12 protein-coding genes are annotated in these 14,970 nt (G+C 56.9%); 2 read left to right on the forward strand and 10 right to left on the reverse strand.

The genetic code is table 11. The features are described from left to right. Positions 1-84 precede the first annotated feature (84 nt). The 8 genes from HMPREF3039_RS13415 to HMPREF3039_RS12565 all read right to left on the reverse strand — a co-directional run bounded on the left by HMPREF3039_RS13415 (position 85) and on the right by HMPREF3039_RS12565 (position 10,454). The gene (locus HMPREF3039_RS13415; protein WP_082770273.1) at positions 85-873 is read right to left on the reverse strand and encodes a PEP-CTERM sorting domain-containing protein; all 789 of its coding nucleotides are present in this window, start codon (positions 871-873) and stop codon (positions 85-87) included. Between the two features lie 479 nt (positions 874-1,352). Continuing rightward, on the reverse strand, positions 1,353-2,294 hold the full coding sequence (gene glsA, locus HMPREF3039_RS12535; protein WP_067572511.1) for a glutaminase A: 942 nt from the start codon (positions 2,292-2,294) through the stop codon (positions 1,353-1,355). A gap of 28 nt (positions 2,295-2,322) precedes the next feature. Next, positions 2,323-3,771: a glutamine/gamma-aminobutyrate antiporter GadC gene (gene gadC, locus HMPREF3039_RS12540; protein ID WP_147550226.1), complete on the reverse strand. Its 1,449-nt coding sequence runs from the start codon at positions 3,769-3,771 to the stop codon at positions 2,323-2,325. 1,071 nt (positions 3,772-4,842) lie between these two features. Continuing rightward, positions 4,843-6,198: an NADP-specific glutamate dehydrogenase gene (gene gdhA, locus HMPREF3039_RS12545; RefSeq protein ID WP_067572515.1), complete on the reverse strand. Its 1,356-nt coding sequence runs from the start codon at positions 6,196-6,198 to the stop codon at positions 4,843-4,845. 323 nt (positions 6,199-6,521) lie between these two features. Continuing rightward, entirely contained in the window at positions 6,522-6,971 is a 450-nt protein-coding gene (locus tag HMPREF3039_RS12550; protein WP_067572517.1) for a GNAT family N-acetyltransferase, read from the reverse strand. Positions 6,972-7,076: 105 nt separating this feature from the next. Beyond that, positions 7,077-8,087: a transposase gene (locus HMPREF3039_RS12555; protein WP_067572519.1), complete on the reverse strand. Its 1,011-nt coding sequence runs from the start codon at positions 8,085-8,087 to the stop codon at positions 7,077-7,079. Between the two features lie 136 nt (positions 8,088-8,223). Beyond that, positions 8,224-10,014, reverse strand: coding sequence for a chloride channel protein (locus HMPREF3039_RS12560; protein ID WP_067572521.1), 1,791 nt, complete (start codon positions 10,012-10,014; stop codon positions 8,224-8,226). After that, positions 10,011-10,454 carry a PTS sugar transporter subunit IIA gene (locus HMPREF3039_RS12565; protein WP_067572523.1) on the reverse strand — a complete coding sequence of 148 codons (444 nt, stop codon included), beginning with the start codon at positions 10,452-10,454 and terminating at the stop codon, positions 10,011-10,013. The genes HMPREF3039_RS12560 and HMPREF3039_RS12565 overlap by 4 nt, the downstream gene beginning before the upstream one ends. Positions 10,455-10,674: 220 nt before the next feature. On the opposite strand from HMPREF3039_RS12565, the gene HMPREF3039_RS12570 reads away from it, so the two are divergent. Both HMPREF3039_RS12570 and HMPREF3039_RS12575 read left to right on the forward strand, forming a co-directional pair. Continuing rightward, complete coding sequence (locus tag HMPREF3039_RS12570; protein WP_067572525.1) at positions 10,675-11,211, forward strand: YcxB family protein; 537 nt, start codon at positions 10,675-10,677, stop codon at positions 11,209-11,211. Between the two features lie 117 nt (positions 11,212-11,328). After that, positions 11,329-11,949, forward strand: a complete 621-nt coding sequence (locus HMPREF3039_RS12575; RefSeq protein ID WP_067572527.1) for a hypothetical protein — start codon at positions 11,329-11,331, stop codon at positions 11,947-11,949. 92 nt (positions 11,950-12,041) lie between these two features. Here HMPREF3039_RS12575 and HMPREF3039_RS12580 read toward each other — a convergent pair whose 3' ends face one another. Together HMPREF3039_RS12580 and HMPREF3039_RS12585 are read right to left on the reverse strand one after the other, a co-directional pair. Further along, positions 12,042-12,806, reverse strand: coding sequence for a PEP-CTERM sorting domain-containing protein (locus HMPREF3039_RS12580; RefSeq protein WP_067572529.1), 765 nt, complete (start codon positions 12,804-12,806; stop codon positions 12,042-12,044). A gap of 702 nt (positions 12,807-13,508) precedes the next feature. Further along, the gene (locus HMPREF3039_RS12585; RefSeq protein WP_067572531.1) at positions 13,509-14,942 is read right to left on the reverse strand and encodes an efflux transporter outer membrane subunit; all 1,434 of its coding nucleotides are present in this window, start codon (positions 14,940-14,942) and stop codon (positions 13,509-13,511) included. Positions 14,943-14,970: the final 28 nt, after the last annotated feature.

Genomic DNA, 14,970 nt, shown 5'->3' on the forward strand with positions numbered 1-14,970 from the left:
ATGGGTTGAAGAAAAAGATGGCTCTGGAAAATGAAAAAACCGCAGAAGACATTCTTCTGCGGTTTTGAAGCCTGAATGAAGTTTTTATGAGCGCCGGCGCCTCAGCAGCAGTGTGCCGAAGCCCAGCAGGGACAAAGCGCAGGTGGCCGGTTCCGGAACCTGTTGGAGAGCTATCCATGTCAAGGCCGCATTGTTGGCGTTGCCGTTACGAGTTCCGTTAATTGTCAAGGTCAGGGTGCCGTCGGTCACCTGAATGTTCGTCAGGTCCATATACAAAGCCCCGGCATTGGTTGTCGCGGAAAAAGAAGGCTGCCCCACCGTCATGGAAGTCCAGTCTCCGGGGGTGCTTGCGGCCGTCCCCGTATTGGTAGCGTAGGAAGCGTTGTTGCCATATTCCACTCCTCCCGCCGTGACGGAAACAAGCATATTGGCTACGTTGTTATTGCCGCGCGCCATCAGGCTGGACAAATTGTAAACTCCATTCTCCAGTCCTGTGAAACTTACTGTAATAGAGCCATCTCTGGCATACACACTGGCAAATGATTCAGTCACTTGCCCGTTCATCATGGCATCTTCAGGTAGTCCGGCATTCCAGGCCGTGCCGGCTCCTCCAATAGCGAATGCACCACCAGCATTATATTGGGCAGTAACTGTTACCTTAGCGTTTTCTCCGAACATGGACAGAGCAGTTCCGGAAGAGGTGATTCCCGCAACAGTCCATTTGTCTGTATCGGCAGAGTTGTCCCATGTAATATAGGCGGTGGTTGCCCCATGGGAAAAGGAAGCCGCCGCCAAAACCAGGGCCAGTAAAGATGATTTTTTGATCATAAGTAGATTTGCTTGATGATGAATAATCCTGTTTTTTACTTGCATTATTAAATGCTAAGGGAAATAAAACGGATTTGGAATCCGGAAGGTTTTCGTGGCAGGGGCAACCCGGTTTTCCCGGCTGTTTTCATATTCCCTGTTCAGACGGATTATTAAATTTTCCCTGCTTGGAGATATGGATACAAGATTTTCATTCTGAAAGAATTCTGATCGCTGCAAAATCTTGAACAATAAAAATGCTGAAAAAAATGACCTCAGCGTTCTTGTTATATCGTTAATAACGCAGGCTGGAATATTTCCGTTTCCGGAACGGCAAGTAGGGGGGGGAGAGAGGCATTGCAGTTGTACTAACCCGCTCTTTTTTTGAAATTAAAGGTTGACTACGGATTCCAAATCCGGGCCATCAGTCAAAAACCGTAAAAATAAGGAATCAATTTCCGGGAAAAGGTGAATGCCGGGACACAGTAAACCCGCGGGAATCCTTTCGGATTTTGGCTCCGCGGGTTTACCTTCTCATCCCGGAATCAACTCCGGAAAAGGTTCAAATTCAATTCCTTGATGATGGATTGAAGAGCTGCCTGCCCCCTGACGGTATTCCCCGCCGGGTCCAGGGGCGGCGAGAAGGCCGCCAGGGCCATCTTGCCGGGGGATACGGCCACCAGGCCGCCTCCCACACCGGATTTGGCGGGCAGTCCCGCCTTGTACATCCAGTCTCCGGTGGAGTCATAGAGGCCGGACATGCACATTTCCGCCAGAATGGGCGGAACGTTTTCTTCCTTCACCACCCGTTTTTTGCTGACCGGATTGACGCCTCCGTTGGCGTAGCAGGAGCCCATCAGGGCCAGCTGGGCGGTGGTGATGTTGAGGGAGCACATGCGGGTGTACAGGTCCACGATCATCGGCGGCGTGTTGTAGAAGTAGCCGTAGCTGTCCAGCAGCCACGCGATGCCGCGGTTGTGCTGGTTGGTGGCGCTTTCCGACTTGTAGATTTCCTGGTTGACCGTCAGGGCCGTGTTGGCGAAACTGTTGAAGTTGTTCATCATGTTTGCCCAGATTTCATCGGCGTCCGCGCCGTTGACCAGGCTGACGGTAGCCATGGCTCCCGCATTGACCAGCGGATTGAGCGGCTTGCCGCCATGCAGTTCAATGGCCATGACGGAGTTGAACGGCTCCCCGGTGGGGTCCGCCCCTATTTTTGTCCGCAGTTGTTTCATGCCTATCAGGTCCATCACGTAGGCCAGGTTGAAGGCCTTGGAGATGGATTCAATGGCGAAGGGCGTATCCGCGGACCCCGCCGTCAGCACGTCTCCATTGACGGTGACGGCGGCAATGGCCAGCAGGTCGGAAGGAACCTGCGCCAGGGCAGGGATGTACGAAGCGTTTTTGCCGCCCTGGACGGTTTTTGCAAATGCGTAGGCATTGTCCAGCGCCGTTTGTATTTGTTCTTTGGAAGGAATGTTGTCCATGGGAGTATCTCCTATTGGTTGTGGATGCCTAGCGGTTCGGATTCGTTTTTTCCCAGCCGAAGGGTTCAAAGGCGTCTTCCGGGTCCACGGGACGTTTCCAGGAGGGTTTGGCCATGGCATGGATCACGAACGGGATGCCCGCGAAGATGAATGCGCCCACAATCAGCAGAATGATGTACATGGCGTTGCTGCCCACGGTGATTTGGTTCGGCGGGATAAAGCTGACCAGGAAGGCCGCCAGGCTGGCCAGGAAGCCGAGGCCGCCCACAATCCACATGCCGAAGGTTTTACCGCCGGGAATGCGGAAGGTGCGGGGAGTGTTCGGTTCGCTGTAGCGGAGATAAATGCCGGAGGCGAACATCAGCATGTACATGATGAGGTACAGGATGATGGTGAGCTGGGAGATGATCTGGTAGGCGGACTGAACGGAGGGCATGATCACGAACATGATGGAAAGCAGCGTGACGATGCAGCCCTGAATGATCAGGATACCTTCCTGCACGTTATTCTTGTTCCGCTTTTGCATGACGGGCGGCAGGTTGCCGGCCAGGCCCACCTGGTAAAGACCTTTGGAGGGGCCTCCCACCCACGCGGTCACCTGGGCCAGAACGCCCACGGCCAGCGCCAGTGCCATAATCCAGTTCATCCACCCCAGGCCAAAGAAGTTGAAGTAGTTGTCATAGGAGATCAGCAGGCTCTGGACCAGGTTGATCTGGGAGTTGGGAATGATGAACCCGATAGCCAGCGTGCCCAGAACGAAGATGAGCACCGTGATGATGGCGGAAATCAGAATGGCCAGCGGATAGTTGCGGCCGGGATCGTTTACGTCCTTGACGTGTACGGCGGACATTTCCATCCCCGCATAGAACAGGAAGATGCTGGCTGCCAGAACCAGGTTGTTGAAGTTGGTCATGTCCGGCACCAGCTTGTCCCAGCTCATGTCCAGCAGGATGGGGTTGCCTCCGGCCCAGTAGCTGAGTCCCAGCAGGATCAGAATGGCGCCCGGAATGATGGTGCCGATCATGGTCCCCCATTTGGTAACGCCGGCGGACGTTCTCATGCCGCGCAGGTTGAGCAGCGTAGCGGCCCAGTACACGCACAACACGATGATCAGGATGTACCATTTATTGGCGGCCAGGGCTTCGTCCCAGCGCTGGTTGGGGCCCATGAACGCCAGGGATACGGCCGCGAAAGTCAGTACGGTCGGGAACCAGATGGTGCTCTCAATCCATTGAAGCCAGATGGCCAGGAAGCCCCATTTCTTGCCGAAGGCTTCGCCCACCCATCGGTAAACGCCGCCTTTTTGGGGCCAGCCGGTGGTGAGTTCCGCCGCTACCAGGGAGACGGGAACCAGAAAGAAGACCGCGGCAAAGATGTAATAAAACACGGAACTGAGTCCGTACGTACTTTCCGCCGGCATGCCTCGTAGGCTGACAATGGCGGACACGTTGATCATGGCGAGGGTGAATACCCCCATCCGGATGGCGGATTTTACCGCCGGGGCATTGTTCGGAGCAGCGGGACTGGTTGTGGTAGTCCCTGGTTGAGTCGTATTATTCATTGGTTTATTCCGGGTTGAGAATCGGGAGGCGTCGGGCTGTTGCCAGGCACCGGCCTTATGGGAACGACTAGCCGGCACGGGTTTTCGTTGAAGATATGGAGCAGATTGCGCTATTGAGTCTGTCTTAACAGTCCCTGGCGGAACGGGGAAGAATCTGGAAAACAGATTCATATTCCAGACAGTTCCGTCATGTGTGTGAAGACTGACAAGGGCAGGGGGGAGGAACATGTGCCGATTGATGCGGCAGAGTTCCCGTTTCCCCGTTCCTGCATTGAATGATCTGGATGGGAAAAGGCTTTTTACAGAATGTCCCGGGGTGGACGGCTGAATCCGGTTGAAGGCCGGGAAACCTTTTGTTCTGCCGAACGGAAGGGAAGGGGCGAATGATCTTTTCCCTGAACCTTGTGGGGACACGGGGGGCCGCCTTCGCTGTTCCGGTGCCGTACGCACGCGTTCGGGAATACACGAATTTAAAGAGGGCCTTTTTTCTCCGCCTTCTTAAATGCGAAGGAAGACGGGAAAGCCCGTGAAGACATTGCACAAGGAATCGTCCATGAAACCTCCTGCAAGCGGTAAGAATTCCCGCCGGAGGAAAGAGGATGGTTTTGAAGAGCCACGGAGAGAAGGCGGAGATGTCTTGAAGGCGCCGTGAAAAAAATCCGGACGCGGCTTGCAAGCTTTTCAAGGTATCCGGACAGGCCTGTCCCGGAGTGAATCACTGTTTTTTGGCGAAGGTGCCGCCGCCGTACGCAGAAAGTACCGGTTCCTGATTGTTATCGGGATTTTTTGCATCGTTGCCGGGGCGGGAATTAATGGGGAGGGAGAGGGGGAAATTTCCCGGTCCGGAATGATTCATGGGGCCATCAGTCTGTTGTGGCCGTTGTATCTCCGTGCCGCGGAATGCGGTTTACGGGAATAAGAAAGCGCCGGGCGTACCCGGCGCTTTCCAGTGTGTTTTACTATAGCAGGAAGTGTAACGTTTCCGGATCAGACCACTCCCTGGTCGATCATGGAGTCGGCCACCTTGACGAAGCCGGCGATGTTGGCGCCGGTGACGTAGTTGGTGAAGGACTTGTCGGAGGAATATTCCTTGGCGTGGGCCAGGGCGTTGGCGTGGATGTTGGCCATGATGCTCTTGAGCTTGTGGTCCACTTCCTCGCGCGTCCAGGACAGGCGCTGGCTGTTCTGGGACATTTCCAGACCGGAGGTGGCTACGCCGCCGGCGTTCGCTGCCTTGGCCGGACCGTACAGGATTTTGGCAGACAGGTAGGTTTCAATGCCTTCCAGATCCGTGGGCATGTTGGCGCCTTCGGCAACCAGCGTACAGCCATTCTTGATGAGGGTGCGTGCGTCTTCCCCGTTGATTTCATTCTGCGTGGCGGAGGGGAAGGCGCAGTCGCACGGGACGCTCCAGGGACGCTGGCCTTCAAAGTACTGTGCCTTCGGGAACTGCTTCACGTATTCGGAGATGCGGCCGCGGCGCGTGTTCTTGAGGTCCATGACCCAGGCGAGCTTTTCCGGGGAAATGCCGTCCGGATCGTAGATGTACCCGTTGGAGTCGGACATGGTAACGGGCTTGGCGCCGAGCTCGTTGAGCTTTTCAACAGTGTACTGGGCCACGTTGCCGGAGCCGGACACCAGGCACACCTTGCCTTGCAGGTCGTCGTTGCGGGTGGCCAGCATGTTCTGAGCGAAGTAAACGCAGCCGTAGCCGGTCGCTTCCGGACGGATCAGGGAACCGCCCCAGTTGAGGCTCTTGCCGGTGAGAACGCCGGTGAATTCATTGCGGATTCTCTTGTACTGGCCGAAAAGGTAGCCGATTTCGCGGCCGCCTACGCCGATGTCCCCGGCGGGAACGTCCGTATCCGCACCGATGTGGCGCTGAAGCTCCGTCATGAAGCTCTGGCAGAAGCGCATCACTTCATTGTCGCTCTTGCCCTTGGGGTCGAAGTCGGAGCCGCCCTTGCCGCCGCCCATGGGAAGAGTGGTGAGGGAGTTTTTGAAAACCTGTTCAAAGCCCAGGAATTTGAGGATGCCCAGATTCACGCTGGGATGGAAGCGGAGGCCGCCCTTGTACGGCCCGATGGCGCTGTTGAATTCCACGCGGTATCCGCGGTTCACCTGGACCTTCCCGTGGTCGTCGATCCACGGCACGCGGAACAGGATGGTTCTTTCCGGTTCAACGATCCGTTCCAGAATCGCGTGATCTTCGTACTTGGAATTCGCGGCCAGAACCGGTTCGATCGTGCTGAGCACTTCCTGAACAGCCTGGATGAATTCTTTTTCGTGACCGTTCTTGGATCTGACCAAGTCGAGTACGCGCTGGGAATATGTCTGTGCCATCTCTCTGTATTGTATTTGGGTTAACGCTGCGTGCGCGGCTGGTTCCGCGCGTGCGCCTTCCGTTTATCATTCTGCGGCGCTGGCTAGCAATCTTTTTTTCTTTGATGAACAGGAGGGGTCAGCAGGAAAATAGAAAATATCTTTCCATGTTGTGATTTTTAATCTGACCCCTTGTTGGAGAGTTTCATGGCGTCTGGATATCATGGAACGCGGAGGGAGTCGCCGGGATTTGTTCCGGGCCGGACGTAAATAGGCCTTGCCGCGCTGCTTTCCCTCTGCATCTTTTCCATCCGGCATGAAAGAACCGTGAAGGGCAGACAGTTTTAAAGCCTTAATGACATGTGGCGTTCGCTTGTTTCAAAGCCCAGTTTTTTATATAAAGGAAATCCATCGTCCGTGTGATCAAGAATGACTTTCCGGACGCCTCGCCTTTTGAGTTCCTCCAAAGTCAGCCTTAATAATTTTTCAGCATGGCCTTTCCTGCGATGGTTCTTCACAGTATAGACGTTAAGTAATACTGCAATTTTTCCGGAGGGACAGGAGGGGAGAGGAGCCGTCATGAAAATACAGGCCATGCAGGTGGCGATCATCCGTCCCTTGTCCGCGGCAATAAAGATCAATAAATCATCTTTCCCCAGATGCTCCCTTAAATAGGCCTCCGTCTCTTCACGGAAGCGTTCCCTGGTTGGAATTTCTCCCATGGACGAGGCAAATTCCATGCGTACATTCATGAAGTTTTCCAGATCCTCCCCGTTTGCCTGCCGATATTCCATTGCGTTTCCTCCCTTGAATTACAGTTGATGATGATTCTGTTCCAGTATCTGCTCCTGAAAGCCGTCCGTTGCTGCAGTTTCCTGCCGTATGGGCGTTCTGCCGGGTCAGGCTGTCAGCCGTTCTATCCAGGCCCTGGTTTTCAAGTCCGTTTCCGCCATTTTCCTGGCCCGGTGGAGCAGGGTTCCCATGGATTTGGGGATGCCCATGTGCAGGCGGTTGCTGATCCATGCGTAGGGTACCATGGTGCTTTGCCGCACGGCCAGCGCAATGACGAGCTTGGAAGGGTGGCTGTACGGGGTGGTGAGCAATTCTTCTTCCGACAGGCCGAAGGCTTTCAGGCCGTTTTTAACGATGATTTCCGCCTGGTATTCCCCTATTTCAGAGGCCCGGACACCCGTGGTGACGGGTTTTCTGCGCGCCAGCCTGGGGAGTTCGCTCACCAGTTTGGCCCGGAAGGCGCTGGAGCCGTAGCACCAGCCGCGCTGGACGGTTCCCGGACCCACATGCCCCACGGGAATCAGGGAGCGTTCGTCCATGCGTTCCGCTTCAAAACGGCCCATCAGGTGATTAAGGTATTTCTGGCGCCCTTCTTCCGTGTCCGTGCAGCCGAAGCACACGAGGCCGCGCTCCGGATGAATCCATTTGGGGCGCCTGGCAGGGGCGTCCAGCCACGCCGGGAGGCTGGTCCACTTGCAGCCGGAGAGGAAGGTATGGCGGCGCGCCAGCCCGGAGCGCGCGGGATTCAAATGGATGTAGTCAATGATGGTGGAAAAGTAGTGGGCGTTGTCCGCTTCCACCACCATCGCGTGGTAGCGGCCCGCAAAGAGGTGGCCGCGCATGCGGTGGCGCGCGTTGAAACGCTGGGTATAGGCGGTTTGCAGCCATTTCATGCCGTCCACCAGATTGGCCCTGGAAGTCTGGAAGAGAAGGTGGTAATGGTTGGCCATCAGCGCGTAGGCGTAAACGGTCCAGCCGCATCTTCTGGCAGACTCCTGGAAGGTCCTCAGAAACGTCTTCCTGTCTTCATCGTCCAGGTAGATCGCGTCTCCGCGGTTGCCTTCGCTCTGCACATGGTAGACCGCTCCGGGGTATTCGATTCTCAGGGTCCGGCTCATGCCGGAAGAGTAGCGGATGGAGGCGGAAATGCAAGATTGTTGTGATTTTTAATCTGACCCCTGCGTGTAAAAAAAGATGAGGTGAAAATCGAATTTTCATGCCTCGTGCGGAGTGGCGGCATGTGCGCTACACGGGCTACTGGAGCTTTTCCCTCCGCATGATTTCGGAGAGCACCAGATAGAGGTCCGTCTTGTTGACGACGCCCAGAAGATGGTCGTTGTCCGGATTCACCAGGGCCAGGGATTCTCCGCAATGGGGGCGGGAGAAAATGCCCAGGGCTTCCGGCAGGTGCATGTCCGCGGGAAGGGTGGGCATGTCGTTGCGCAGCACATCCATCGCAAGCACGGCCTGGGCCAGTTCTTTGTTGCGGGCGAAGGCCGCCACGTCTTCCGCTTCCACGCTGCCCAGGTATTTTCCGGCGGGGGAAGTGACGAAGATGGGCTGCGCGGGATTCTTGATGAGCATGGCGGCAATGGTTCCGAATTTGTCCAGCGGATGCACTACGGGCGGATCCTTGCGCGCCACGTCCTGAAGCTGTACCTGGGCGAGCGGCTTGTCAAAGGTGCTCCGGGGGCCGAAGGCCAGGGAATCGTGGTACATGGACTGGGCCTTGGTCAGCCGCGCCGTGCCGTAGGAGACCAGCACGCCGATGATGAGGGGGAACATCATCTGCCCGGCCATGGTGAATTCCACCACCAGCACCAGGGAGGTGATGGGAGCGTTGGCCGCCGTGGTGAAGAAGGCGGCCATGCCCACCAGGGAATAGGCAATGGCGTGTTCCCCCGGCACGCCCATTTGCGTGAGCGCCGCGCTGAACAGGAAGCCGAAGACGCTGCCGATGGTCAGGCTGGGCGTCAGGGCCCCCCCCACGGTACCGACACCGAAGACGATGGCAACGGTGCAGATTTTCAGGGCCAGCAGGATGGCCGCCTTTGTCGTGTCGAACTCGTAGTGGATCAGCGCCGTGATGATGTTTTTCCCGTTGCCTACGATTTCCGGGTAAAAGATGGCGATGACGCCCACCAGCATGCCGGCGGCCATCAGGCGCACGGGCAGCCAGTGTCTTTTGCCGTTCAGGTATTGGCGGGATTTTTTCAGGACCAGCAGCCAGACACTGGCCAGCAGGGAGGCCAGACACCCCAGCAGGACGCACCAGAGCACGTGCTGGTTGCCCGTCAGGGAAACTTCCTGCTGGAGCTGGTAGATGGGGGCCGGTTCATGGAAAAGCCCCATCGTGAAGTAACCCGCACAACTGGCGACCAGGAGGGGGGCCAGGAAGTCAATGGTCAGCGCTCCCAGTACAATCTCGCTGACGAACAGGCCGCCGGCCAGCGGCGTGTGGAAGGCGGCGGACATCCCGGAGGCGGCGGCGCAGGCCACCACCAGCCTCAGGCGCGGGGCGGAAAGGTGAAAGAAGCGTCCCAGGGCGGACCCCACCACCGCGGCGGACTGCACCAGCGGGCCTTCACGGCCTATGGAAGCGCCGGACCCGATGGAAAAGACGGCGGAAAGGGAACGCAAGAGACTGGGCTTGGGCGGCACGTAGCCGTTGCCCAGAGCCACGGCTTCCATGTATTCCGTGGCCTTGGCCGGTACGAAGCGCTGCGTGAACAGGAGGGTGAGGCCGGCCAGCAGGCCCCCCGCCGCGGGAACGAAAACGCACCAGGCCCAGTCCTGGGAGGCCATTTCCTGGAAAGCCTGTATTTGCCTGTAGCCGTGGCGGCCCGTCAGCAGGTCCTGCACCAGTTCCACGCCCATTTCAAAAAGAAGGGCGGTCAGGGCGCCCAGGGCGCCAACAAGGGCCGCCCAGATGAAGATGACCTGCTTGTCTCCCAGCTTGATTTTCTCCCGCAGGTTCAGCGCCATGCGGAGCCAGGACCAGGACATGTGCGTCTTGCCTGCGGTCTGATCTTCCTCGTTCGTCATTGCAGGGCTTGTTGAAGGGATGCCAGCAGGGCGGCTTCATCTCCCGTCCATTCCCCTCGGGGGCCCAGCGGGGCGTTTTTATGCCAGCGCAGCAGCTTCTGCATGGTGGTCAGGTAACCGGTGACCATGACAGTAGGGACGCCCAGCATGACAATGAGGTGGGCGGTCTGGGCGCCATCCGGCCAGCGGATGCCCTCCGGGCTGATGCCTACGGAGACGTACATGGAATCCAGGGCCGTGGTGCGGCCGTGCGGTACCGCCAGCCCGTGGTCCAGATAGGTGGTTTGCGTTTCTTCACGCAGAAGCACGGCATTCTTGATATGCCTGGACTGCCTTTCATCAAGGACTTCCGCCATGGAATCCACCAGGGTTTCCAGAGCCTGTTCCTGTGTTGTGTCGGGCTGGAGTGTGCGTACGTGAATTTGAAGATTGTCTGCCACCGGGTCTGCTAAAGGCTTTTGGCTTTTTATTCTAGGAGGGGAGCCATGATTATCAAGGAAATTCTGGCCTGCGGACGGGGAAGGAAGGCGGTCCGGCGTCCCGTCACGGAAAAAAGCGCCATGCCCGGCGGCTTCAGGAAGGCTTTTGGGGCGGTTCCGTCATGAAACGGCGTGTTTTGGGCTTTCTCTTCTCCGGGAATAGGGCTACCCTGCCGCCGTTATGCAGGATTCGGAGGTAATCAAACTCGTCAAACCCGTGCCGTCCGACAAACTGGCCATCCAGGTGCTGGTGATGTGGTACAATGCGGTGCGCCCCAAATGGAAAAAGCCGCTGGACCTGACGATTACCGGCTTTTTTGTGCTGATGACCCTGTATTCCTTTTCCCTGCGCCCGCTGCCTCCGTTCGCGTGGTTTTCCCTGGCCGGGGCCCTGGCGGCGATCATTCTGTCCTGGTTTTACGTCCCCTTTCTGGCGAAGGCCGCCCTGGCCGCCAACAAGAAAGTGCCGCTGTATTATCAGGAAAAAGACTACGTTTTCCATGAAGACTACCTGACTTTTTCCAGTGAAGGCGTGGACCCCCTGAACATTCCCTATGACCGCTTCACGACGCTCTGCAGGACGCGCCAGGCCCTTCTCTTCCTGTTCGGCAAAAAACTGGTGCTGTGGCTCCCTCTGCACATCATGAGCGCGGAGGAAATGGAAAGCATCATGAACCGGTTCCGCAATCACGGGGTGGAGGTGAAGGAACTTTACTGATGGGGAGGCGCTGGACGGATGCCGGAGCTGCGGAAAAGGGTAAAGCGCAGCATCTGAAAAATCGCATTTTCCGGGCTTTTTGATTGAGCGGAGGTGCAAAACGGGTAGGGTAGGCCCATGTCACGTTACAATGGAGAACAGGTACTGGTGGTTCCCCGCGCCGTCTTTGAGGAAGCCGGTTATTTCCAGGGACACCGCGAGGGCGGGGAACATTATCTGGACGCGTTCATGAAGCCCGGAATAGCCTCCTTCATGGACCGGGAAGCTGCGGAGAACGATCCGTCCCACAAGCAGATCATCGCCTATGCCATCTTCTGCCACCAGGGCCGCATTTTGCACTACACCCGCGGCGGTTCGGGAGGAGAGGCCCGCCTGCATGACAAGGGCTCCATCGGCATAGGTGGCCACATCAATCCGGTGGACCGCCAGTCCGGCCATGACGACGTTTCCACCTATCTGGCCGGCGTGGAGCGTGAAATCCGCGAGGAACTCGTCATCGACGGCGGCTGCACCCAGCGCGTTCTCGGCGTGATCAACGACGATTCCAATGAAGTGGGCGCCGTGCACCTCGGCATCGTCCATTTGTTCGAACTGGATACGGACCGGGTGCGCGCCAATGAATCCGCCCTGGACAATCTGCGCTTTGTAACTCCGGAAGAATTGTCCGGGGATATGTTTAATAAACTGGAAACCTGGTCCCAGCTTGCCCTGGAGTTGTTTAAGAAAAGGCGTTCCTGATTTTACTGTTTTGCGGGACAATGCTTCTGCCGCATTGTCCCGGCAGGCAATCCCGGGTCCGCATTGCCGGAAAGGCGGCTCGTTGCCCGGTTTCAACTGCGGCGGCGACGGCCGAGCAGGAGGCCCAATCCCAGCAGTCCGAGCGAGGCCGCGGCCGGTTCCGGAACGGCACTCAGAGCGTATTCCTTCATCTGGTCTTCTGTCAGGGTTCCCATATACAGGTCAAAGTTGTTCAGGGTATATTCCCCGGTGACCCCGTTCGGGACGCTCCAGGTGGTTCCGGAACCGTCCTTGGCGGAAAAGTTGAGCTGGGTCATGGTGACGCTGCCGAACCTGACGCCGGTGCCGTTCAAAGATGCAAGAGTGGTTAGTGAAGACGTATCATTGCCCAGCATGGCGGAAATGGTGACATTTCCATTACTGTAAGTGTAAAACAGGGTAAGGGGCTGTTCCGCGGAATAGCCGGACAGGGTATTCGTTTTCCAGGGGGAGGTGGCAGCGGTGCCTCCGTTGTAGTTAAAGCCTCCCACGCACAGCGTAAGGTCTCCGGAATCCGTCAACTGAAAGCCCATTCCTTCCAGGTTCTTGTAATTGGAGGTGGTGTTATAGGTGAATAGCAGGCCCACATCCGTTCCGGAGGTGGCTTCCGGACCGGAAATGGTGAATGCCATGGTCCATGAAGCGGTTCCGCTCACCGGAACGGTGGTGGGAGAAGAGACATTCAGAGTATCTCCGTCGCTTCCGTCGTAGATGGTATAATCCTTTGAATAAGCAGGATTCAGACCATTGATGGAAGCGCCGCAGCACAGGCTGCTTCCCAGAATGGCGGCCAGGAGGAACAGGTATTTGGTCTTCATATTGATTGCTCTAGCAGATTGGAAAAATGTTTCCTGGGCAGGAGAACATCCGTTTTTTTATCGGATTCTTAATCCGCCTGTAACATCCGCTTCAGTAAACAGTGATAAAGGCTAGAGAATCATAGGGAAATGAATTTAAAAAAAAGACCAGATATGTAAAATTTCCATGGAAATCAATATTTTATGATAAATAATTCATTCACCGTTAATATTTTTAATTGTTGGCGGATTAAGAATTCGCCGCGGCATTGAAAATTCTCTGTAAGATTAGGAACTGTATTGGGTTGTGCATAATTATGGAATATAAAAACCATGGATAATTAATTCCTGAAAAACAAGATGGAGAATTTATCAGTATTTTAAATTTCAATGAATTAACCTTAAATCAATTTCGGAATGGAGCCCTTATACCCGGCAACCGGGCTGGGAAAGGGAAAAAAGAAGGAGATGAAGAAAGAATCCCCGCCGCCCGGCATCATGCGGCGGAAATGGCAGGGGATAATTCATTGAGTTCCTGTCCCGGAATTATAAAGCGCCTTTAGCGGAAAAGAGGGGGAAGGGGCCGTTCTGCCCGGCAGGATCGGAAAGGAAGGGAAAATTCGTTTCTCCGCATTACCGGAAAGAAAAATCCCCGGCAAGTTGTACTTGCCGGGGGATGAAAGAACAGTCAAAGAATCCCCCATTTTGAGGGACAGGCTTTTTTTATCGCCTGGAAGGGCCGTCCATGATAGCCTTGTGGCTCATGTTCCAGCCGCCGCCCAGTGCCGTGTACAGGGACACCAGCGTGCTGGCGTGCTGATAGTAGTACTGGGAGAGCTGGATCTGGGCCGGATACAGGTTCTGCTGGGCGTACAGCACTTCAATGTAGTTGGAAAGGCCGGTGCGGTAGCGTTCGAAGGAAAGCTTCACGGCCGTGTGGTAGGCTTCCACGGCTTCGGACTGGATGGCCGTAATGTCGCGGAGCTTGGTGCGCTGGATCAGCGTGCTGGAGACTTCGGACAGGGCATTGAGCACGGTCTGTTCGTAGTCGTTCTTGGCCGCCAGGAATTCCGCCTTGGCCGCCTTTTCAGAGGCTGTGAGCCTGCCCGCCTGGAAGAGGGGCCCCGTCAGGTTGGCTCCAATGCCCCAGCCGCCTCGGCGTCCCTGCACATGGCGCAGGTCGCTGGAGGCGATGCCTCCGGCAGCCGTCAGGGAGATGGTCGGGAAGTAGTCCGCAATGGCCGCTCCTACGTCGGCATTGGCGGCGCGGAGCTGGTATTCGCTCTGGCGCACGTCGGGCCTTCTGGAAAGGATATAGGCCGGGATGCCGGCGGGAACCTTGATGTTGTAGGAAATGTCGCGGAGGCTTCCGGAGCGGCGGATGTGGCCGGGAGCGCGTCCCGCCAGGGCGGAGACGGCGTTTTCCAGATTGGCTATTTGCGCCTCAATGGCGGGAATCTGCGCCTGGGAAGAGGCCAGGGCGGCCTTGGCGGAAGATACCTGGAGCTTGTCGCCCACCTGGCCTTCCAACTGTTCGTCGAACAGGCGGAGGCATTCGGAGTAGGATTCCACGGACTTCTGCACGATGGCGAGCTGTTCGTCCAGCTGGAGGAGCTGGAGATAGGAGTCGGCCACCTGGCGGAGCAGGGAGAGCATCAGGGCGCGCTGGCCTTCTTCGGAAGCCAGGTAATCCGCGCGCGCCGCTTCCGTCAGACGGCGGGTCTTGCCCCAGATGTCCAGTTCCCAGGAGATGCCGCCGTCAATCATGCCGGGCGTCAGCGTGGTGCCCGTGGTCTGCACGATGTTGCCGCTGGTGTAGTTGGCCCCCTTGCTGAGGCCGCCGGCGTAGTCCGCCCACGGGAAGAGCGGGGCTTCCGTCACAGTGATGTACTGGCGTGCCTTTTCCACGCGCGCCATGGCGGCCTTGAGGTCGCGGTTGTTGTTGTAGGTGTCCGTCAGGAGGTCTTGGAGGTCCTTGTTCTTGAATACTTTCCACCAGGGGAGGTCCGCGATGGACTCCGTGGATGCTCCGGCGCCCCTGAATGCCGCGGGCATGGGCATGTCCACGGGCTTGAAGTCGGGGCCCATCATGCATGAGGAAGCCGTCACGGCGGTCCCGAGCAGAATGAGGCGTGTGATGTATTGGTTCGGTCGCATATGCGTATATCTATTTTAAATGTGTTCA

Source organism: Akkermansia sp. KLE1798, from assembly GCF_001580195.1.
Lineage (GTDB): Bacteria > Verrucomicrobiota > Verrucomicrobiia > Verrucomicrobiales > Akkermansiaceae > Akkermansia > Akkermansia biwaensis.